The 19830-nt window shown below is 68.5% G+C and carries 16 protein-coding genes; 10 read left to right on the top strand and 6 right to left on the bottom strand.

What is annotated here, in order from left to right; all coding sequences use genetic code 11:
- Position 1 precedes the first annotated feature (1 nt).
- A complete protein-coding gene (locus tag D7Y21_RS20660; RefSeq protein WP_120563140.1) occupies positions 2–1390 on the bottom strand; it encodes a TolC family protein in 1389 nt (462 codons plus the stop codon).
- A 208-nt stretch (positions 1391–1598) separates the two neighbouring features.
- Between D7Y21_RS20660 and D7Y21_RS20655 the strand changes: the two genes are divergently transcribed.
- From D7Y21_RS20655 to D7Y21_RS20625, 7 genes are read left to right on the top strand one after another with little or no spacing between them, the layout of a single operon-like run.
- Positions 1599–3446, top strand: coding sequence for a putative metal-binding motif-containing protein (locus D7Y21_RS20655; RefSeq protein WP_147469342.1), 1848 nt, complete (start codon positions 1599–1601; stop codon positions 3444–3446).
- A 22-nt stretch (positions 3447–3468) separates the two neighbouring features.
- Entirely contained in the window at positions 3469–4167 is a 699-nt protein-coding gene (locus tag D7Y21_RS20650; protein WP_120563138.1) for an ABC transporter ATP-binding protein, read from the top strand.
- Positions 4168–4186: 19 nt separating this feature from the next.
- The gene (locus D7Y21_RS20645; protein ID WP_233612215.1) at positions 4187–4966 is read left to right on the top strand and encodes an ABC transporter permease; all 780 of its coding nucleotides are present in this window, start codon (positions 4187–4189) and stop codon (positions 4964–4966) included.
- Complete coding sequence (locus D7Y21_RS20640) at positions 4963–5709, top strand: ABC transporter permease (RefSeq protein ID WP_120563137.1); 747 nt, start codon at positions 4963–4965, stop codon at positions 5707–5709. Before D7Y21_RS20645 ends, D7Y21_RS20640 begins: the two co-directional genes overlap by 4 nt.
- A complete protein-coding gene (locus D7Y21_RS43495; RefSeq protein ID WP_120563136.1) occupies positions 5706–6449 on the top strand; it encodes an ATP-binding cassette domain-containing protein in 744 nt (247 codons plus the stop codon). The genes D7Y21_RS20640 and D7Y21_RS43495 overlap by 4 nt, the downstream gene beginning before the upstream one ends.
- On the top strand, positions 6442–7452 hold the full coding sequence (locus D7Y21_RS20630) for an MlaD family protein (RefSeq protein WP_121715231.1): 1011 nt from the start codon (positions 6442–6444) through the stop codon (positions 7450–7452). Before D7Y21_RS43495 ends, D7Y21_RS20630 begins: the two co-directional genes overlap by 8 nt.
- A gap of 15 nt (positions 7453–7467) precedes the next feature.
- Entirely contained in the window at positions 7468–7998 is a 531-nt protein-coding gene (locus tag D7Y21_RS20625; protein WP_121715228.1) for a hypothetical protein, read from the top strand.
- A 152-nt stretch (positions 7999–8150) separates the two neighbouring features.
- On the opposite strand, the gene D7Y21_RS20620 is transcribed toward D7Y21_RS20625, so the two are convergent.
- From D7Y21_RS20620 to D7Y21_RS20610, 3 genes are all read right to left on the bottom strand, one after another.
- Complete coding sequence (locus D7Y21_RS20620) at positions 8151–13046, bottom strand: hypothetical protein (RefSeq protein WP_121715226.1); 4896 nt, start codon at positions 13044–13046, stop codon at positions 8151–8153.
- Positions 13047–13188: 142 nt separating this feature from the next.
- The gene (locus D7Y21_RS20615; RefSeq protein ID WP_121715224.1) at positions 13189–13728 is read right to left on the bottom strand and encodes a hypothetical protein; all 540 of its coding nucleotides are present in this window, start codon (positions 13726–13728) and stop codon (positions 13189–13191) included.
- A 110-nt stretch (positions 13729–13838) separates the two neighbouring features.
- Complete coding sequence (locus tag D7Y21_RS20610; protein ID WP_120563130.1) at positions 13839–14270, bottom strand: hypothetical protein; 432 nt, start codon at positions 14268–14270, stop codon at positions 13839–13841.
- Positions 14271–14892: 622 nt separating this feature from the next.
- On the opposite strand from D7Y21_RS20610, the gene D7Y21_RS20605 reads away from it, so the two are divergent.
- Both D7Y21_RS20605 and D7Y21_RS42260 read left to right on the top strand, forming a co-directional pair.
- The gene (locus D7Y21_RS20605; protein WP_120563129.1) at positions 14893–15402 is read left to right on the top strand and encodes a DUF2267 domain-containing protein; all 510 of its coding nucleotides are present in this window, start codon (positions 14893–14895) and stop codon (positions 15400–15402) included.
- Positions 15403–15838: 436 nt separating this feature from the next.
- The gene (locus D7Y21_RS42260) at positions 15839–16858 is read left to right on the top strand and encodes a hypothetical protein (protein ID WP_199735464.1); all 1020 of its coding nucleotides are present in this window, start codon (positions 15839–15841) and stop codon (positions 16856–16858) included.
- A gap of 7 nt (positions 16859–16865) precedes the next feature.
- Here the strand turns inward: D7Y21_RS42260 and D7Y21_RS20595 are convergent, their stop codons facing one another.
- Both D7Y21_RS20595 and D7Y21_RS20585 read right to left on the bottom strand, forming a co-directional pair.
- On the bottom strand, positions 16866–17273 hold the full coding sequence (locus D7Y21_RS20595; protein ID WP_199735463.1) for a PaaI family thioesterase: 408 nt from the start codon (positions 17271–17273) through the stop codon (positions 16866–16868).
- Positions 17274–17659: 386 nt separating this feature from the next.
- On the bottom strand, positions 17660–18775 hold the full coding sequence (locus tag D7Y21_RS20585; RefSeq protein WP_120563127.1) for a Gfo/Idh/MocA family protein: 1116 nt from the start codon (positions 18773–18775) through the stop codon (positions 17660–17662).
- A 163-nt stretch (positions 18776–18938) separates the two neighbouring features.
- Between D7Y21_RS20585 and D7Y21_RS20580 the strand changes: the two genes are divergently transcribed.
- Positions 18939–19709, top strand: coding sequence for a sporulation protein (locus D7Y21_RS20580; RefSeq protein WP_158627325.1), 771 nt, complete (start codon positions 18939–18941; stop codon positions 19707–19709).
- The last annotated feature ends 121 nt before the right edge of the window (positions 19710–19830 follow it).

The raw sequence follows: 19830 nt of genomic DNA, 5'->3' as shown, positions 1-19830 counted from the left end.
TTCACGGTTCCTTCCCCAGTGGATTCAGTCCGACAGCGGCCCGCAGGCCCAACAGCGCCACGCCCAGCCCATAGCGGTTCTGGGCGAGCGCCACCTCCGCCTCGAAGAGGCTGAGCGACGCGTCCGCCAGGGTGAGCGCGGTGGACAGGCCCTGGCGGTAGAGGATGCCTGTTTCCGCGGCGTTCTTCCGCGCCGCCTTCGCCGCCTGCTCGCTCTGCGCGAGCGCGGCCCGCGCCGTCTCCAGATTCACCCTCGCCTGCTCGATGTCCACCGGCACGCGGCGCGTCGCGGCCTGGGTGTTCAGCTCCGCGACGTTGGCGATGGCCACGCGCTCGTCGCGCTCCGCGTAGCGGGTGCCGCCGTCGAAGAGCGTCCAGGTGAGGTCCAGGGCGAGGAAGCCATCACCGACGTTGCCGTTGAGGCCCGCCTCGTTGGTGAGGCGGTACTGCGCGCTCGCGCCCAGGGACGGCAGCAGTCGCGCCAGGGGCTCCTTCGCGCTCTCCCGCAGCGAGCGCACGCGCAGGCGCGCGGAGAGGATGTCCGGCCGCCGGTCCGTGGCCCCCTGCGTGAGCAAATCCAAAGGCGGCGTGGGCCGCACTGCGTCCGCGAGCAGCGGCTCCGGCGGCGTGAGCTCCCCCTGCACGGGCTCCACGAGCAGGTAGCCCAGCTCCAGGCGGCTCGTCTCCGCGGTGCCCAGGGCGGCGGCGAGATTGGATTCAGCGGTGGCCAGCTCCAGCTCCGCGCGGGTGACGTCGTTGGTGCTGGCGAGCCCAGAGCTGGCGCGGGCCTGCGCGTCCGCCAGGCTCTGCTTCGCGTAGGCCAGGCGCTGCTCGGCGGCCTGGTACACCTGCTGGTTGGCCAGGGTGACGAGGAAGGCGTTGGCGGCGCTGAAGGCCACCTGGCGGCGCGTCTCCACGGCGTCCAGCTTGGAGGCTTCACTCTCCAGCTTCGCGGCCTTGTAGAGCGGGAAGCCGCGCGCGTCGAAGAGGGCGACCCGGCCGGAGAAGACCGCGCCCAGGGCGTTGTACTTCTGGAGCACGACGGTCTGTCCGCCGACCTCGCGCGTGGACTCACGCAGGCGCCGCGTGTAGGTGCCAGCGGCCGTAATGGTGGGCAGGAAGAAGGCGCGGGCGCGGGCGACGCGGGCCTGGGCGGCCTCGGCCGTCTGCCCCGCGGCGAGCACGGCCTCGTTCTTCTGCGAGGCGAGCTCCACGGCGCGCTCCAGCGTCAGCGGCGCGGCACCGGCGTCCGGCTTCGGCGGCTTGGGGAAGGCGCTGGCGGGAGCCTCGGTGGCGGGCGCCGGAGGCGTCTGGGCGGAGGCGTCCGGGGCCAGCGCGCAGAGGCAGGCACCCAGGGGCGCGGCGAAGAGGGCACGGCGGACGGTGGGCATAAGGCGTGCGGTGGAACGGGCCAATGTTGAAAGGTCAGCGGCCCCTATACACGGAAGCCGTCATCTGGGGGGTGATGAGCGGAGCGTGTCTGGACGATGCCTCGCGCAGCGGACTAAGGGTCGGGGAAGAAGGCTCTCGGGTTGAATTGCCGACGGGTGGCGACATCGCCCTACTCCGGGTGTGGGCGCGCCCCAGAATGCGTGCCCCATGCGTTTATTCCTGGTTGCTGTGCTCGCGAGCACCCTCGCGGGGTGCCCCAAGGGCGATGAGCTCAAGTCCGCCGCCCTGAGCGTGAAGCTTCATTACGAAGGATTTCGGCCGGGGTGCGTGACGCTGACGGTCACGGATCAGGAAGAGGTTTCCCGGCAGGTCACGACGAACGTGAACGTGTCCGCCGGTGCGCCTCCGGGCACGCTGTCCGTGGCGGTGTTCCGGCAGGCCGGCTGGAGCAACGACGTGAAGCTCCTGGCCCAAGCGCACGAGCAGTCCTGCGAGGGCGCCCGGGTGGCGACCGCTGAGGCCACCGCGAGCCTCGCGAAGGACGGCATCACGCCGGTGGAATTGTCACTGGGCGCGATGGACGCGGACGGCGACGGCTTCGTGCGCAGGGAGGACCAGGGCACGGACTGCGACGACCGCGATGCGGACCGCAAGGGCCCCACGCCCTGGTACGACGACGCGGACGGCGACAACTACGGCAACCGCCTGTTGCCCCCACGGGTGACGGCCTGCGAGGGCCCCGCGTTGACCGCGTCCCGGACCGGGGACTGCGACGATCGCGACGCGAGCGTCCACCCGGATCAGGCGGAGTTCCGCTGCGACGGCCGGGACGACAACTGCGATGACGTGAAGGACGAGTCGTTCGACGTGGGCGGGAACTGCTTCAACGACTCCCAGTGCCCCGGCGCGAACGTCTGCGGCAATGGAGGCGTCGTCTGCAACAGCACCGTCACGCCCACCCCCTGGTACGTGGACGAGGACGGCGACGGGAAAGCGGGCACGGTCGAGGGCCGGACGTGCGGACCGATTCCCGCGGGCACGAGCACGGTGTCCACCGACTGTGACGAAAGCACCGTCTATGTGGCGAACGGGCTTCCGGAGGTCTGCGACCGGCTGGACAACAACTGCGCGGGCGGCGTGGACGAGGGCGCCACCTGCGCCACGCTCACCTGGCGTGAGAACCAGCAGGTCGATGGGGATGTCCCCTGGAACGCCATCACCCTGCATGGGACCCAGGGGGCCTGGTTCGCGAGCAAGAACAAGCTTGCCTACGCCACCTCCACCACCCTGACGTCCTTCAAGTGTGGTGGGGATTGGAAGGCGGCGTGGACCAGCAGCACCGGGCGGGTGTTCCTGGCGGGCGCGAATGGAGAGCTCACCACCCGCACGCCAGCAGACCCGACCGGCACCGATTGCGTGCCCGTGGTCGCGGCCGGAAACACCAGCATGCTCAATGGGATTGTCGGGCTGGAACAGCCAGGCAGCGAGCCCGTCCTCTACGCCGTGGCGAGCAACGGAAACATCGTGCGTTGGCGCAGGCCGGATGCGCCCACGGTCGTGACCCAGGTCCCGGCCAACCTGCGAGCCATTGATGGCCTGGGGACACCTGACACGCTCATGGCCGTGGGCTTTGTCACCGTTGGAAGCCAGTCGACGATCCGGGTCTTCCGCTCCAATTCAGATGGAAGCGCCTGGCGGGAGGATTCGTTCAACCCTCCCATCGCGGGCTCTCTGCGCGGAGTGGACGTCGTGAACAGCCGCCTTGCATTCGTGGCGGGAGATGATGGGCTGGTGCTCCAGGGATATCGCGGGGCGTGGAGCCCCTTGCCCCAGGCCAGCTACCTGGGAACCCGACTCAACGCCCTGGACGTTCAGGGCCTGGCGCAGGGCAAGGTCTACGTGGCCGCCGGGCAGGGAGGCGTCTTCTTCTTCGATGGAAGCACCTGGCTCTCCGCCCACCCAGGCACGAACGCGCTCCGGTCCCTGGATTCGACATCCCCCACGAACATCGGAGTCGTGGGCGACCATGGAACCGTCATCTACTGGCGGCCCTGAAGAGGAGCCATCTCCCGCTGCCATGGACCTGCGCGCCGAAGCCCTGACCCTCCGCTATGGCACCCGGACCGTGCTGGAGCCCACGGACTGCCACGTCCCGCCCGGCACGCAGGCGCTGGTGCTGGGGCGTTCGGGCTCGGGCAAGACGACGCTCCTGAAGGCCTTCGCGGGCCTCCTGCGCCCCTCCTCCGGACGGGTGACCTGGGACGGTCAGGACGTCGCCGGGCTCTCGGCGCCGGAGCGGCGCGCGCAGCAGGCGTCGTTCGGTTTCGTGTTCCAGACGGACGCGCTCTTCGACTCGCTGACGGTGCGGCAGAACGTGATGCAGCCGCTGCTGCGCCGTCGAGTGCCGGAAGCGGAGGCCCGTGAGCGGACGGACGCGGTGCTGCGCTCGGTGGGGCTGGCGGACGCGGCGGACACGCTGCCGGAGCGGCTGTCCGGCGGCATGAAGAAGCGCGCGGGGCTCGCGAGGGCCATCGCGGCGAGGCCGGCGGTGCTGCTGGCGGATGATCCGTTCGCGGGCCTGGATCCCGGCACGGCGCGTCAGGTGGCCAGGGTGCTCCTGGAGGTCGCGGGCCAGGGAACGCTGCTGGTGGCGGCGCCGGAAGCGCCGGTGGACCTTCCCCTGCCCCGCTGGTTGTACCTGCGAAGCGGCAGACTGGTGCACGATGGGGCCCCGGCGCCGCAGCTCGAAAGCGCGCCGGACGAGGCCCTCGCATGACTCCGCGGTTCCAGCACCCGTGAGCACCACCGCCCTGGCCTGGCTGGGACGCTCGGCGATGCAGGCGGTGGGCGGCGTGGGAGCGCTGGCCCTGGTCGCGGGCCGCACGGCCTGGGGCCTGCGCAGGTTGGAGCGGCGCGAGCTGGCGCGAGGGCTGGTGCAGTTCGGCTACGGGTCGCTGCCCCTGGCGCTGGCGACGGCGGCGCTGGCGGGCGTCATCGTGGTGGTGCAGGCGGCGCTCTACATCCAGCGCTTCGGAGCGAGGGCCTTCCTGGGATGGGCCGCGGGCTACGGAGTGCTGTGGGAGTTTGGCCCGCTGCTGCTCGGGCTGATCATGTCGGCGCGGATCGGCGCGAGGAACGCGGCGGAGCTGGCCACGCTGAAGGTGGGCGGACAGATTGAAGGCCTGCGAGGCATTGGCCTGGATCCGTTCGCGCTGCTGGTGGCGCCCCGGGTGGTGGCGATGGAGCTGAGCATGCTGGGGCTGAGCACGTTCACGTTCCTGGTGTCCATCCTCTGCGAGGCGGTGGCGGCGAAGCTCACGTTGGACCTGCCGGTGCGGGTGTTCTTCGGGACGTTCGCGCAGATGCTGAGCCCGTCCGACCTCCTGGGGGGCGTGGTGAAGACGGGAGCGTTCGGGCTGGCCATCTCGCTGGTGTCCACGGCGGTGGGGCTCCGGGCCAAGGGAGGCGCCCGCGCCGTGGGAGAGGCCGCGGCGAGCGCGGTGGTGCTGGGCTGCGCGGCCATCTTCCTCTTGGACTTCCTGCTGACAACGCTGCTGTCCAGGTGGCTGTCATGAAGCGGGTCCTGCTCTTCTTCGGGGCGCCAGGGGTGATGCTGGCGCGCACGGTGCGGGCGGGAGCGCGGGAGGGAATCCCGTGGCGTGAGACCCTGGCGCAGGTGCACGAGCTGGGCGGGCGCAGCGTGTTGCTGGTGATGTCCGGCATGGCCTTCTTCGGCGCGGTGCTGGTGATGATCGCCAACGCGCAGGCGAAGAAGCTGATCGGCAACGTGGCGGTGCTGGGCCCGGCCTACTTCGAGATGCTGGTGCGCGAACTGGGCCCCGCGGTGTCGGCGCTGCTGACGGCGTCGCGAGCAGGCGCGAGCCACTCCGCGGAGCTGGCCACGATGAGCGTGAACGAGCAGGTGGAGGCGCTGGAGATGTCCGCGGGGGATCCCTACGCGGACCTCGTGGCGCCCCGGGTGGTGGCGGGGTTGGTCGGTGTGCCGCTCCTGAGCGTGCTGGGGACCCTCGCGGCGACGGCGTCAGCGGTGCTGGTGGCGAGCGTGGCGTTGAACATCGACGGCCGGGCCTTCATGGACGCGAGGTACGTGGATGGGTGGGACGTGCTGGTCGGAGGGCTGAAGGTCGTGGCCTGCGGGCTGTACATCCCGCTCGCGGCGGCGGTGGCGGGGTTGAACGCCCGGGGCGGCGCGGAGGCGGTGGGAGAGGCCACGACGGAAGGCGTCGTGGCGGCCAGTCTGGGATGTCTGTTGATTGACCTGACGGTGTCCCTTGCGTTCCAGTTCGTGCGCCTGTGAATGACACCGGTCCGGACACGCTGCTCTTCGAGGACGTGGCGATCGCCTTCGAGCAGGGCCGCCGCGTCCTGGACGGCCTGAGCGCGCAGGTCTCCACCAGGGAGCTGACGTTCATCGCGGGAGCGAGCGGCTCCGGCAAGAGCGTGCTGTGCCGGCTGGCGGTGGGCCTGCTGAAGCCCCAGGCCGGCAAGGTGACGCTGTTCGGGGAGCGGGTGGACACGCAGCCGGAGAGGACGCTGGTGACGCTCCGTCGCCGGGCGCCGTATCTGGTGCAGGGTCCCGCGCTGCTGGACTGGAGGACGCTGAGGGAGAACGTGCGCCTCGCGGATCCGAGCGCACCGGAGGAAGCCGTGGAGACGGCGCTGGAGAAGGTGGGCCTGAAGGAATGGGCGGACCGGCTGCCGCCGGAGCTGGGGCCCGGGGCGAAGAAGCGGGCGGCCATCGCGAGGGCCCTGGTGCTCAAGCCGCGCTACCTCCTGTTGGACGAGCCGACGACGGGGTTGGACCGGAGGGCGGCGATGCAGGTGGAGGCGGTGTTGGCGTCGTTGAAGGAGCAGGGCCTGGGAGCGCTGGTGGTGTCGCACGACTACCGGCAGTTGAGAGGCATCGCGGACCGGGTGTTGGTGGTGGCGAAGGGGCGCAGCGCGTACCTGGGGAGCCCGGAGGGATTCCTGGAGTCCCCTGCCCCGGAGCTGCGGACGCTGACAGCGCCGTTCATGGAGGGCGCGACGGATGGATGAGCAACGGCTGGAGTTGAAGGTCGGAGCGCTGGTGCTCGCGACGCTGGTGGGAGTGCTGGTGTTGCTCTGGTTGATGGGAGAGCTGACGCTGGGCCGGGGCGCGAAGCTGGAAGTGGACTTCGCGCACACGGGCAACGTGGTGCAGGGAGCCCCGGTGAAGCTGGGAGGCGTCCAGGTGGGCAAGGTGGACACCATCCATCTCCTGGCGGACCGAAGGGACGCGAAGGGCCTCCCCCTCCCCGTCCGCATGGACCTGTCCGTGGAGCCCGCGGCAAGGGGCGCGCTACGCAAGGACGCCAGGGTGACGGTGGGAACGGTGGGCCTGCTGGGTGAGCCCTATCTGGAGTTGAACCCAGGCAACGCGGACGCGCCGCTGCCCGAGAAAGAAGCGCTCCGGGGCGTGGATGCGCCGCGCCTGGACCTGCTGTCGGAACAGCTCTCCAAGTTCGTGACGCTGCTGTCGGACATGCTGGAGAAGGACCCGGAGGCCGTGACCGGCCTGGCCGCCAACGTGTCGCGATTGGCGAGGACGCTGGACGAGGTCCTGACGGAGAACAAAGGCGACGTGAAGGTCCTGGCCACGGAGCTGTCGGCGGCGTCAAAGGACCTGAGGCAGCTCGCGCAGCTGGCCAAGGAGTCCATGCAGCCCGGAGGCAAGGGAGCCCGCCTCCTGGACGACGCCTCCGCGGTGGCGGCCCTGATGCGAAAGGATCTCCCCGGCCTGACGAAGTCCGCCGGAACGACCCTGGACGGACTGGCCGCGGTGACAGGCCCACTGACGCCCGAGGACGGCCAGCAGGTGAAGCTGGCCCTCCAGCGCTTCACAGCGGCAGCGGGCCAGTTGGAGCAGATCGCCACCAAGGCGGACCGGATCCTCGGACAGCTCGACTCAGGTCAGGGAACCGGTGGCGCACTGCTCAAGGACCCGGCCCTCTACGACGAGCTGAAGACCCTGGTCACGGACCTGCGCAAGCACCCGTGGAAGATCCTCTGGAAGGACTGAGCACAGGAGGTGAATATGAGCCCTCGCAAAATTCGCGCGGACCTGTTGAGCAAAGCGGATGAATTGATCATGAACGGAGAGATGATCAGGGCAGTCCGATACATCAGGGAGGGGATGCTGTGCGGGCTCTCCGATGCATTGGAAATGATTGATATCCGCTCCCAGGAACTCGAAGAGATAAATGAAAGCTGGCGGCAATCCAGGCTGGCCTACAGACAAACCTTGACGCCTGAGTATTGGCGCACCCACGCCTTGGCGAGCCTCGATGCGCTACCGAGTCCCCCGCTGGCGATTGAGGCGCTCTGGGATGGAGACACCACAGGTTGGTATCTCGACCTGAATGCCATTCTCCCGGGCGCATCACGCGAGCATCCGCGGTTTACCGCTGTTGGCCTCGTCAGGATGGTCGGCCCTTCCTGGCACATGGCCGAGGTCGCCCTCGACATTGCCCGGATCGCGCAGGAGCGATGGAAGATTGCGCTCTACCTTCCGTCCCGCGAACCTTCAATCGATGACCCTCGGTGGTGGGATTCCCACTCCACTTGAGGTTGATGGTCGTAGTGGCGGGATGCCTCCGTGATGATCTGAAGGACTTGCCCCCGTGGCTTCGACCAGGTGACGAGCTGCTCCGGACCCTCTCCTGATGCGGAGAGTCCGGAGCACCCGCCCGGCCGCGCTTGCGCGGACTCCGGCGTCCCCTACCGCCGACTCTGGTCGGAATCGAGGTAGTCCCACGGGAAGGCGTCGGACGGCGTGGCCGCCCGCAGGTAGCTCATGGGATGGGCCGGATTGTATTTGTAGGTCTTCTCCATGTCGCGCTCGAACGCGAACATCTGGTGGGCCGTGTACAGGTTGTGCTGGCGGTTCAATGCGTGGATCCGGGTGTTCTGGGGCGCGGTGACACGGGCGGGCAGCGGCAGCAGCCGGGTCCCCTCGTCAACAAAGGACGGCTTGATCCTCACCGTGACCGGCGGGTCCATATCGGCAAGCAACTGCTCCAGCTCATCGTTCACCGCTTCGTACGTCGCATGGGTGCTCGAGGCGATCTGCCGGTGGTCCTGATGGCTGACCACATCGGCGATGTAGCAGTCGCGAAGCTCCTGGAGCGTCCAGTTACCGCTCCGGGCGTGGAGAATCGTCTCGCGGTTGCTAATCCCATGCAGCGCCCACTCATGGGAGATGATCAAGAGGATGCCGCCCGGGTGCGTGGTGGCCTGTCCCCTCATCGCGATATGGACGCGGATCCGCACGTCGCGAGACAGGTCGAACCCGGCGAGGTCCCGGGTGAGCTGGTGAAGCGGAATCCAGGATCCGCCCGGCGTCGTCGTGTCGGCAGGGTCCCGCACCTCGATGATGCACTGACCATCGATGCCGCGCGTGGCGGTCGGAGTGACCTCGATGATCAACGGGACGTAGTCGGCGGCGCCTCGGTTGGCGAAGGGCTCGATGACGGACTGACGGAAGACGCTGGAGCTTTCGAGGATCTGCGTCAGCCGCGGGTAGGCCGCCGTGATCTGCGAGTAGCCCTCGATGAACGGCCACTCCGTCGGGGGCTGCTGCTCCTGCTCGTCCGAGACCGTCGGGGTGGAGGTCGCGGAGCTGGCGCCTCGGGTGCCCGAGCGGTTGCGAACCGCGACCTTGGACGGCTGCACGTCCACCTCCATGCCAGGCGAACCACGGACCGCGTCAATGGTCTCCCTCAGGTCCAGCTGATCCAGCGGCGACGCCTTCGAGCTCGAAGCCTGGGAATCACCGCCGAGCTGCGCGTTGAGCAACCGCTCCTTCCACTCCTGGTTCTTCGCCGGGGCTCTGGCGACAGGGAAGGCCTTGTCGATCTGCTCGTTCAGGACAGCGGAGTTGCGGCTGCTCTGGGCCGACAGCGCGAGCTTCGTGGCCATCTCTCCGAAGGCCCGCGCGGTCTCCTGGTTGGAGGTCATCGCCGCCAGGGCGTTCTGCTGGTTCTGGTCCAGGCCCGTCAGGTTGGCGAACGGGCTCACCTGGGTGAGCGCGGTCAGCAGCGAGCCCACCCCCGAGGGATCCGGCGCGGCCGGTGCGTTCTGGATGTTGACGATGGGCTGCGGGAGCGCGGTGGGCGTGGTGCTCTGCGGCGCCTGGTAGCGGCTGTCCGTGCTCACCGGGTTGATGGCGGTGGGCTCGTCCGAGGGCGACTGCTCCCATCTCCAGAAGCGCGTGTCATCGATGCGCTCGCACGCGTTGCAGGCGCCGCGCACGGCCTCCGCGAAGACTCCGGGCGTGGGCACGCTCAGGCGGAAGACCGCGCCCTGCCCTCCTTCGCGCTCTGCCTCCGTCTGGTAGTGCTCCAGCAGCGAGGCATGGGCCATGGCCCCACTGCCGCTCTGGTCCGGGGTGCCCATCTCGTAGGTGGGGTCCAGGTTGAGGCCACGGGCCACCGGGAACACGAGCGAGTTGCCCGCGACCCCCAGCAGCCGGTTCTCCACCAGTGAGGCCAGGGAGCGGCCCAGCACTCCGCGTTGCGCATAGATGGAGTTGAACTCGTCCTGCGCCAGGTGGATGCGGTCCAGCATCATGTACCGGCGGTGCGGCGTGATGCCGTGGCACCAGATGGCGTGGTGGTAGTACTCCAGGTTCTCCTGGTTGAGGTGATCCCGGAGCTGCTGGGCCAGCCGCTGGTCCTCCTGCCAGGGGTTGCGCTGCTCCTCGGGCTTCATGGGCGTGGGCAGGTAGATCTGATCCGCGAAGCCGATGTCGTTGCGGATGGCCTGGTTGTTCACCAGCGTCCCGCTGAAGTGGGGCGTGCGGTAGCGCAGCGTGCCCCGGTCGACGACGGCGAAGCTGCCCGACAGACTCAGGCTGGGAGAGTTCAGCCGCAGTCCGACAATCTGGCTGCGCTTGAGGTCCGCGGGGGTGCCGGTGAAGGGCTGCTGGGCCACCCCTGCCTTGAGCGCCTTGATGTCCGTGGTCCGCGTGGAGCGCACGGAGACGGTCAACAGCCGGCCCGGGGCGTAGTCGGTGAGCAGGGTGCAGTCCAGCCGCAGGTCCTTCACCGTCGTTCCGTCCGCGAGGATGGCCTCGAAGCGAAGCTGCTCGACGAAGTTGCGGGCGAGCGCGGGGGCGTGCTGCGTCTGGAAGGTGCGCTCGCGCTCCTCGATGGCGAGCTTGACGAACAGGTTGCTGATGCCCCGGATGTCCAGCCCCAGGAAGACATGGCTCAGGGTGGCCCAGGCGCCCGCGTCAATCGACCCATCCGCTTGATCCGCCGGCCGGCTCAGCGTCAGGCGGAGCTGGAGCTCACCGGAGAACTCCTCGATGGACTCCTCGCTGTAGGGCAGGAAGGTCACCGCGCCGGAGGGCTCCACGCGGCGGGGGAAGTCCGTGCCCTGGTAGTTCCGCGCGATGCGATCCAGCGCGTCGAAGCCCCGGCGCAGCTCCTGCCCCCGGGTCGTCTCCGGGGAGTAGAGCAGGTGCTCGGACAGGCACTCCCGCCAGCGGAGGATCTTCGCGTCCGTGAAGAGGCTCATCATCAAGGGGACGAAGAGGCACTCCTGGACGTCCACCACCTGCTGCTCGATGACGAAGTGCCGGAGGATCTCGAAGTACTGGATGGTCAACGCGTGGCAGTGGTTGTGGTTGGCCACCACCTCGGTCTGCACGGAGAGCGACTCACCCTGCTTCGCGCTGGTGACGACCGTGGAGCGCTGGCTGCGCACGGACGACGTCGCCTGCATGGTGGCGTCCCGCAGCCGGTTGTGGAGGCTGGACGTCATGTCGCGGGTGTTGTCCTGCCACGCGGAGGACGTCCCCGAGCCGCCGGAGAGGCTGAAGCCGGTGGACAGCCCCACGGCCACGCCGTTCTTGCTGCCGCTGCCAGCGCCCCCCAGGCCGAAGGAGAAGCCGCGCGTCTTGGCCGAGCTGCCACCCCGCATGGACTCCTGGACGGTCCCACTGAGGATTTCGTCGATGTCGCGGTCTCTCGACAGGTTGTGGGTCAGCCCCTCTTCGGCCACCGTGGCCTCATCGCGCGAGGCCCCGTCCTCCCGGTTCCAGTCGTAGATGACGAGCTGCTTCTTCTGCCCGGGGGCCAGCGGCAGGGAGTAGAGCAGGTCCCCCATCGAGTAGCCGTCCGCCTTGAAGGTCTGCTTGAAGTGGAGCACGTGGCCGTGCGCCAGCGACACGGCTTGATACAGCTCATAGTCGCTGGCGTCGTCGTCCCAGCGCAGGGGGTTCTTGCTCCCCAGCGTCTGCCGCAAGGTGCGGTGGAGATGACGGGCGTAGCCGGCCGGGTCGGAGGTGTCGCCATTCCACTCCCAGGCGGGGGCTTCGCGGATGGGGACGAGCTGGCCGCGCGGGTCCGTGGTGCGGACGATGGCGTAGTGGCTGAACTCCTCCAGCGACCGGTTGGGGACCGTGAAGTTGACGCAGGAGCCGCCGATATCCTGCGAGTAGCTGGACTCGTTGGCGACGAGCTCCTCCGTGCCCGGCAGGCGCGGGGTCGGGTCATTGCAGGCGCAGTCGTCTTCACCGCTGGCGGCCTCGGTCGTGCTCCCTGTCGCGACGACCAGCAGCGTGAACGCGGGGAACGTCCCATCCGCGTTGAGCACGATGGGGAGCTCCTCGTCGGGACGGGAGGAGACCACCGCGTTGGCCCCGAGGAACGGCTCGTTGGGGACCACCACGGAGAAGTTGCCGCTGCTGTGCGTGGTGACCGCGGCGAGGGACACCTTGAGCGGGGGGCTCGTCCCGTCTCCTCGCAGTGCCTGGAAGAGGATCTGCTGCCGCGTCAGCGCCCTGCCCGTGGGGTCCACCAGGCGCCCCTTGAGGACACGGGTGGTGGGCGCGCTGGAGCCTGGCACGAGGACGTTGGGCGAGAACGGCTCCACCTGCACCTTCACCACCGCCATCTTCGCGGCCTGGCTCACGGTGAGGTGCGTTGGAGAGACGAGCCGGGTGGGCAGGCCGTTGGGGGTGCGCACCACGAAGGTGAGAGGGCTGCTGGAGATGCGGTCGGTGATGGCGAGCGTCAACTGGAAGGCGCCCGTCGGCCCGAGCAGGAAATCCTGGTGGATGGGGGTGACTTCGCTGTCTCCAGCGATGGTGTCCGGACAGGAGATCTCCAGGGTGTACCCCGAGACGGAGCCAGCGGAGCTCTCCACCGCGCCCAGGACGGAGATGAACTCCACCACCTCCACTTTCGGCGCTGTCGCGGTAGGAGTGAGGGGCGACAGAGGGGCCTTCTGCTCAAGCCGGGAAGCGGTCGCGGTCTCCATCGTCGTGACCGACGTGCGCGGGGCCACCTTCACCGCGGGAGCGAGCGCCGGCAGCTGGAGGATGACCAGCCGGTCCGCCGCGGCGGGCTTGCTCTCCGCGACCAGCACCGCGTCCAGCGCGGCCTTGTCAGCGAAGGTGTGCTCCACGACGGAAGTCCCCGAGCGGAGGACATAGAGCGAAAGGGGAAAGGGAAGCGCGGAGGAGGTGATCTTCTGGAGGAAGAACGCACCCTGCGGGCTCGTGAACTCCGCGGTGAAGAGGGGCGTGGTGGGCGACTGGCCCAGCAGCACCGTGCATGCTTCCAGGCTGCCAGGCTCCGAGGTTTCTAGCTGTCCGTAGAGTTTCATGGGTCTCGCGAATTATTTCCGGCAAGACCGCAAGAAACACGACATTTGTGCTCATAATACATTTCTCAGGATTTGAGACATGTCTCAGGGGTCGAGACATGTCTCAAGTGGGCGCGTCCTGAGGCATTCACATCCGTACAGGTCAAAGCTCGGTCGGGACCGGCACTTCGTTCGCGGGCGCCGGCGCGGGCTCCGGAGCAGCAGCAGGCGCCGGAGCGGGGAGCTCATCCTGGGCCACGGGCGAGTTCAGGACCCACGAATAGCTGTAGCCCGCCTTGAGCAGCCGGTACGTCGCGCGCTTTCCGCAGCCCGCGACTCCCAACGTGACGGGATCCAGCTTGGATGACTGGAGTTCCGCCTTCCCGCAGCCCATGTCGAACTCCGCGCGGAGCCTCACGTCCGGGATCCACGAGCACTGCCCCATGATGCAGCGCAGCTCATAGACGCCCTCGGTGTTGCAGCCGATCATCTGGTACTGATTCTCACCCAGGTACTGCGGCGTCAGCTCCTCGTTGCACTTGAGATCCTTGGCGGCGATCTTCTCCAGGTTCGCATAGCGCTTGGAGTTGATGGACGGCCCCATCTGGGAGAAGTCCACCTTGGAGTTGCTCCGGTGGCCCCCGCAGCCCGCCGCCAGGAACGCCACGCCCACGCCAACAACCGACAGTCGAATCAGGTTCATGGGCGCCCATCTACCCCAGGGCCTCACGCGCTTTCCAGCCCTCCCCTCCCCAAACACAAGGAGCCACCCCACCACACAGGCAGGACGGCTCCCAGGTCAGCGACTGTGCGTCACTGCATCGACAGGGACCAGGTGTAGTTGCCGTTCGAGCCCAGCCCGACCAGCGTCGTCTTGCACGTGGCGGTGGTACTGCCCTTGGACGTGGCGCTTCCCGCGGGCGTCCAGTACCCGGACGTCCCCAGGATCGGGTTGGGCGGGGTCCAGATGCTGCTCATGTTGAAGCGACAGATCTTGCTGCCGCTCGTGTACTCGAAGACGACGGCGGAGTTGGTGCCGCAGTCCGTCTGGTGCACCCCCGAAATCGAGTTGGCCGCCACCGAGCTCAGGGCCGGGATGACCGCGGCACAGCCGTTGAAATACGAGTTGGTGATCGCGCTGGTCGTGATCTTGTTCTGCACCGTGAACGTCAGCGTCGCCGCGTGCGCGGAACCCATGCCCAGCGCCGACACCGCGAACGCAGCCACCACCGTCAAGCTTTTCATGGACAGCCCCCAAGGAAGGGGAATCGCTTCCCCAGAATCAGTTAAACGATTCCCGGGAGCCTTGTCCAGACAGCCAGCCTTTGAAATTCATGAAACGGATTGCGAGGAAAATTCTCGCCGGACTCGCCTTCCCCCTCCTGAGTCAGGCCTGAATCGTCTGCCGCCAATCGTGGTCACGCCCGACTCACGAACCTCCATTCAATGACAGACATCCGCCATGCCGCGTCAGGGCTGGGGCGCCTCCGCGCTCCCGGGCAGCAGGTCCGACAGCAGCATCTGTTCCTCACTGGGCGACAGGTCGAAGTGGCGGGCTGCCTCCGTGATGATCTGGAACAAGGGCGTATCCGGTTCCTCGGTCCTCCGCACCGCGATCCTGCGGGCTGCGCTGCGCAGGGCCTCTCCCCTGGGACGAAGACTTTCACGCATGACGACACCTCATTGGAGAGATTCGGATGCGCTTGCGCCAATGCAAGGGCGATGACGGGAAGTGGGAGCAGGCGCTTCCCGTCAGCCCCCGCCCACGGGAAGCGGGCGGCTCGCAGGGCGGCGCGTTCCTTCCTCCGGATTCGCGAGCGCTCCAGCTTTGGGGTCGGACTCCACTCCGAGGAACGAGGAATCAGACATGGCAGCGCAAGACATCCCCGGCACCGGGCAGCAGGCAGGAAGCCCCACGCACCGCAGCACGGACATCCCGCTCGACGAGCGCCGCCGCATGCGCCACGAGTCCCGCACGTCGCAGACCTACAAAGCCTTCCTCAAGTACCTGCGCGACGTGGGGCACTTCCAGGACGAGCAGGCTGCCCAGCAAGCCGCCTTCTCCGTGCTGTGCGTGCTGGAGCAGCGCCTCTTCGGCGAGGAGGACAACGACCTGGAGGCCCAGCTGCCCCACAAGCTGCGGGAGCTCCTGGTGCGGTGCGACCGCCACGAAGCCGGGCCGCCGCCCCATAAGTTCGGCCGGGCGGAGATGCTGGCGATGGTCGCCACGGACCTGGGCGTGGACGACGAGAACGCGGAGCCCATCGTCCGCGCGGTCTTCAGCGCCATCCAGGCGCAGATCTCCGAGGGGGAGAGCGACGACATCTCGGGCGAGCTGCCGACGGACCTCCGCGACCTGTGGGCGCACCCCACCTGACGCCAGCGCGCCAGGTCAACGCCAGATCATGAATGGCTGTGAGCTGGTGGCAGGACCGGGGGCGAGGTCACCTTCGCCGCCCGGAGCAGGATCGGCACCCTCCAGAACTTCAAGTACCCCGTCGCTGAGCACCTCCCCCGGAGCGAGCCCGACGTCATCCCCAAAGACCTCGAAGCTGTGACGCACCGTCATGAAACGCGGGGCGGGTCCCCTGGTGACAGGTGTCACCAGCGCTGATGATCCGCATCACCAGTTTCGAGCCACCCGGGCACCTCCAGAAACACGCGCTTCAGAGGGAAGACCGCCTCCGCTGACCTCGCCGGAGGACTGGCACGCGCCGTGCTCTAGGGATTGGTCATCACGGACCGGACGCAGCACTCCGGTCCCTCTTCCAAATCCCTCCGCATCCCCTCCTTCGCCGCCCCCGAGGTCTCCCATGCGCGTCTCCAACCGCCCCGTGTCCACGCCCGCCTCGAACACCTCCGCCGCTGCCGGCCCGTCTGCGGCCACCGAGAAGAAGCCCGGCTTCCTCGACAAGAACCAGCCGGACACGAAGTTCAGCCAGCAGTGGGGCCAGGACATCTTCATGGACCCGCGCAAGGGCGATAAGGCCCAGGCCAGCGCGGACAGGAAGGACGGGCGCCAGGTTACGCAGGGCAACTCCGGCCCCGGCCAGGTGGCGGGCAACGAGAGCGGCAAGTACGTGTCGTGGCAGAAGGACGCGGCGGAGTTCAAGACCGGCACGGGCTTCACGAAGGACGGCACCGGCGCGCAGATCGAGGCGAGCGCCGCCGAGGTCCAGGGGGATGCGTCCTACCGCGTGATGCCGTGGGAGATCGGCGGCCGCGCGGGCGCCGAGGCCAACATCGCCAGCCTTCGCGGTGACGCCGGCTTCGGCAAGGACCTGAAGGACATCGGGCTCGACAAGGTGGAGGGCAAGGTCTACGGCGGCGTGCACGGCGAGGCGCTGGTGGGCGCCAACGCGGACGCGAAGGCCAAGATCGACCTGAACCCCAAGAACGGCGACATGGGCGCCGAGGTCGGCGCGGGCGCGCTGGTGGGCGCCGAGGCGAGCGCCACGGCCCGCGGCGAGTTCGGCCCCGTGCAGGGCTCCGTGACGGGCAGCGCCATCGCCGGCGTGGGCGCCGCGGTGGACGCGAAGGTGGCCTTCGAGGACGGCAAGCTCACCATCGGCGGCAAGGCCAAGGCGGCGCTCGGCGTGGGCGTGGGTGTCGGCACCTCGTACACCATCGACTTCAACAAGCTGAAGGGCACGGTCGACAACCTCACCAACGGCAAGGCCAGCGAGGCCGTCAAGAACGTCACGGACAAGGTCGGCGACACGGCCAAGAACGTCACCGACAAGGTCGCCGACAAGGCCAAGGACGTCACGGACAAGGTCGGCGACACGGCGAAGGACCTCGGCAAGGGCATCAAGGACCTGTTCAAGTTCTGATGCGCCTTCAGGCCGCGGAGACCACCGTGCCCTGCGCAAGGGCACACAGCGTCTCCGCGCCATCCTTCACGGCGAAGACTTCACACTGACACACCGCCTGCCGCTTGCCGGCGGCCTTCGCATGGGCCCGCGCGATGAGCAGCGAGCCCACGGCGGGCTTCAGGTAGTTGATCTTGTACTCGGAGGTCAGCGCGTTGCCGCCCAGCGCCAGGCCTCCGGCGAACGTGATGGCATTGTCCGCCAGGTAGCTGAGCACACCCCCGTGGACGAAGCCGTGCTGCTGCTTCAGGTGGTCCACGATGGGAAGCCGCAGCTCCGCGGTCCCAGGCCCGGAGCTGGCGAGCTGCGCGCCGATGAACTGGCTGAAGGGCTGCGACGCGAACACCTGACGCGCGAACTCCTGAAGGTCTTCCACTGCGGCTCCTGTGGTTGTGTTGGCAAGTTGCGGGAGCATGCCGCGCGAGGGGACCTTCACCAAGAACCGTCAATGACACGCGGCGACTTGCCAATTCCTGCTCGCCCGGAATAGGACTGTCCTTGTCTTACAGACCAAACAGGGGAGAAGCATGCACCCGTCACGACTCAAGCGGGCAATTCCTGGCATCGCGTTGTTGATGGGCCTCGCCACGGGCACGGCCCTGGCGATGGTCCCCTCCTCCACCGCGAAGGACACGGACGCAAGCGCGGCCCCCCGGGCGAGGATCTGTTCCTTGAGCTGCAAGGATTGCAACTCGCCCGATACCGCGTGCGGCCCTGGGGAAGGAGTCTGCGGGCCCTATCTCTGCCTGTAGAGGCGTGCCCCTATCCCTCCGCCGGGGCCGGCGCGTTTACCGGTTCCGGCGGCTCCACCGGGGGCCTGACGATGAGCTGCTCCAGCGTGGGCCGCTTCGGCTTTTCGAACGGGGCCAGCTTCACCGGCTTCCCCGTGCGCGCCGACTCCTGCAACGCGACGATGACGCGCACGTCCGCCAGACCTTCGATACCATTGGGCTCCGGATCCCGGTCCTCCAGCACGCACTTCGAGAAGTAGACGAGCTCCGGCGCGAACTGGTCGCTGTTCTTGAACGTCCGCGTCTCCGTCTCCCCTCCCACCGTGAGCTCGTGCTGGATGTCCGTGCCGTAGCCGAAGCCGTGTTTCACCAGCAGGTCCCCTGCCGTGCCCACCAGCCGGTAGCTCGACACCGCGGAGGCCTCGTGGCTGATGGCGAACTGCGCCACCCTCCCGTTCGGGAACCGCATCAGCGCGAACGCCGACGCGTCCACGCCGTGGAAGCGTCCGTTCCTGCCGCCGCCCGTGAACGCGAACACCTCGCGCGGCTCGTCGCGGAAGAGGTAGCGCGCGGCGTTGATGGGGTACGGCCCCTCGTCCAGCAGCGCTCCACCGCCCACGTCCACGCGCGTCCGGATGTCCCCTTCGCGCACCTGCTGCGTCAGCATCCCCGTGAACACCAGCGGATCCCCCAGCCGCCCTGAGCGCACCAGCTCGATGGCGCGGAGGTTCGCCTCCTCGAAGTGCAGCCGGTACGCGACCATCAGCTTCACGTCGTTCTCGTTCGTGGCGCGGATCATCGCCTCGCAGTCCTCCACCGACGTCGCCATCGGCTTCTCGCAGAGGACGTGCACTCCGACGCGGGCCGCACGCTCCGTGAAGGCCCGGTGCATCGTGTTGGGCAACACGATGTAGACCGCGTCCGCCTTCGAGTCGCGCAACACCTGCTCGAGGTTCTCGTAGCCCCCCACGTGCTCCACGCCGTACTTCTCCTGGAGCGCGACCCGCTTCGCCTTGTCGGAGGAGATGATGGCCACCAGCTCGGAATTCTCCTCCGCGTGCTGGAACGCCGGCAGGATGGCCACCTGCGTGAGGTTGCCCGCCCCCACCACCGCGTACCGCACCCGCCTGGATGTCCCCTGCGCCATGATGCACCTCTCCCGTGGTGTGGCTTTACGCTGGTGACGCGCCGGGCCAGCCCGCAAGCCGCGCCCGTCCCTCCGGTGCAGGGGCCGCATGATGGGCAGGCAGCCAGGCGGACAGGCTTTCGCGCGGAGCCCATCCGGCCTATGCCGTCCCCAGAGGACCCCCATGCCCTTCATGAAGATGCTCGCCCGCCTTGGCATTGGCAGCGCGCGCGTGGACACCCGCCTGGAACACGACACCGTGCGCGCGGGCGGCGACCTGCGCGGACTCGTCCATGTCCAGGGCGGCCACACGCCCCAGCGCATCGACCGCATCGACCTGCACCTGATGGCGCAGTACCTCCAGCGCGACAACGACCGCCTCAGCGCGCTCAACGCCGTCGTGCGCACCTGGCGCGTCTCCAACCCCTTCACCCTCCAGCCCCGCGAGGAGCGCGAGCTCCCCTTCTCCCTGCGCATCCCCGCCCACGTGCCCATCACCGAACGCGGCACGCCTGTGTGGATCAAGACGGCGCTCGACATCGACAACGCCCTCAACCCCGAGGACAGCGACCGCATCCACGTCCTGCCCCACCCGTCCCTCCAGACGGTCATCGAAGCCGTGCGACAGCTGGGCTTCCAGTGGCGCAACTCCTACTGCGAGGCCGGCTCGCCCCTCGGTCGCGACGAGCCCTTCGTGCAGGAGCTGGAGTTCCACGCCGGCCCGGACTGGAGCGGCCCGCCTCGCTCGCTCGCCCTCCTGCCGTTCCCCCGGGAGGACGCGCTGGAGCTGGTCCTCGACCTGGACCGCGGCCCCCGGGGCCTCACGTCCCTCCTGGAGGGCACGTCCATGGACGGCGGCCGGCGGCGGCGGCTCGTACTGTCCTCTACGGACCTGTCCTTGGGGACAGGGGCCGTCGCCGCGCTGTTGACGCCGCACCTGCGCGGCGGGACGTGAAAAGCCGGAAGGCCCGGTCCTTCGTACAGGCCTGGACGTACCCGACGTCCCAACTCCTCCCCCCGGGCGCGGAAGTGGTACAAGCCGCCGTGTGAAAGCTCCCCCGCCTCCCGCCTGTCTC

Origin of the sequence: Corallococcus sp. AB045 (genome assembly GCF_003668895.1) — a bacterium.
Taxonomy (GTDB): Bacteria; Myxococcota; Myxococcia; order Myxococcales; family Myxococcaceae; genus Corallococcus; species Corallococcus coralloides.
Note: the sequence above shows the minus strand (reverse complement) of the source record. Positions and strands in the feature narration are given on the sequence as shown.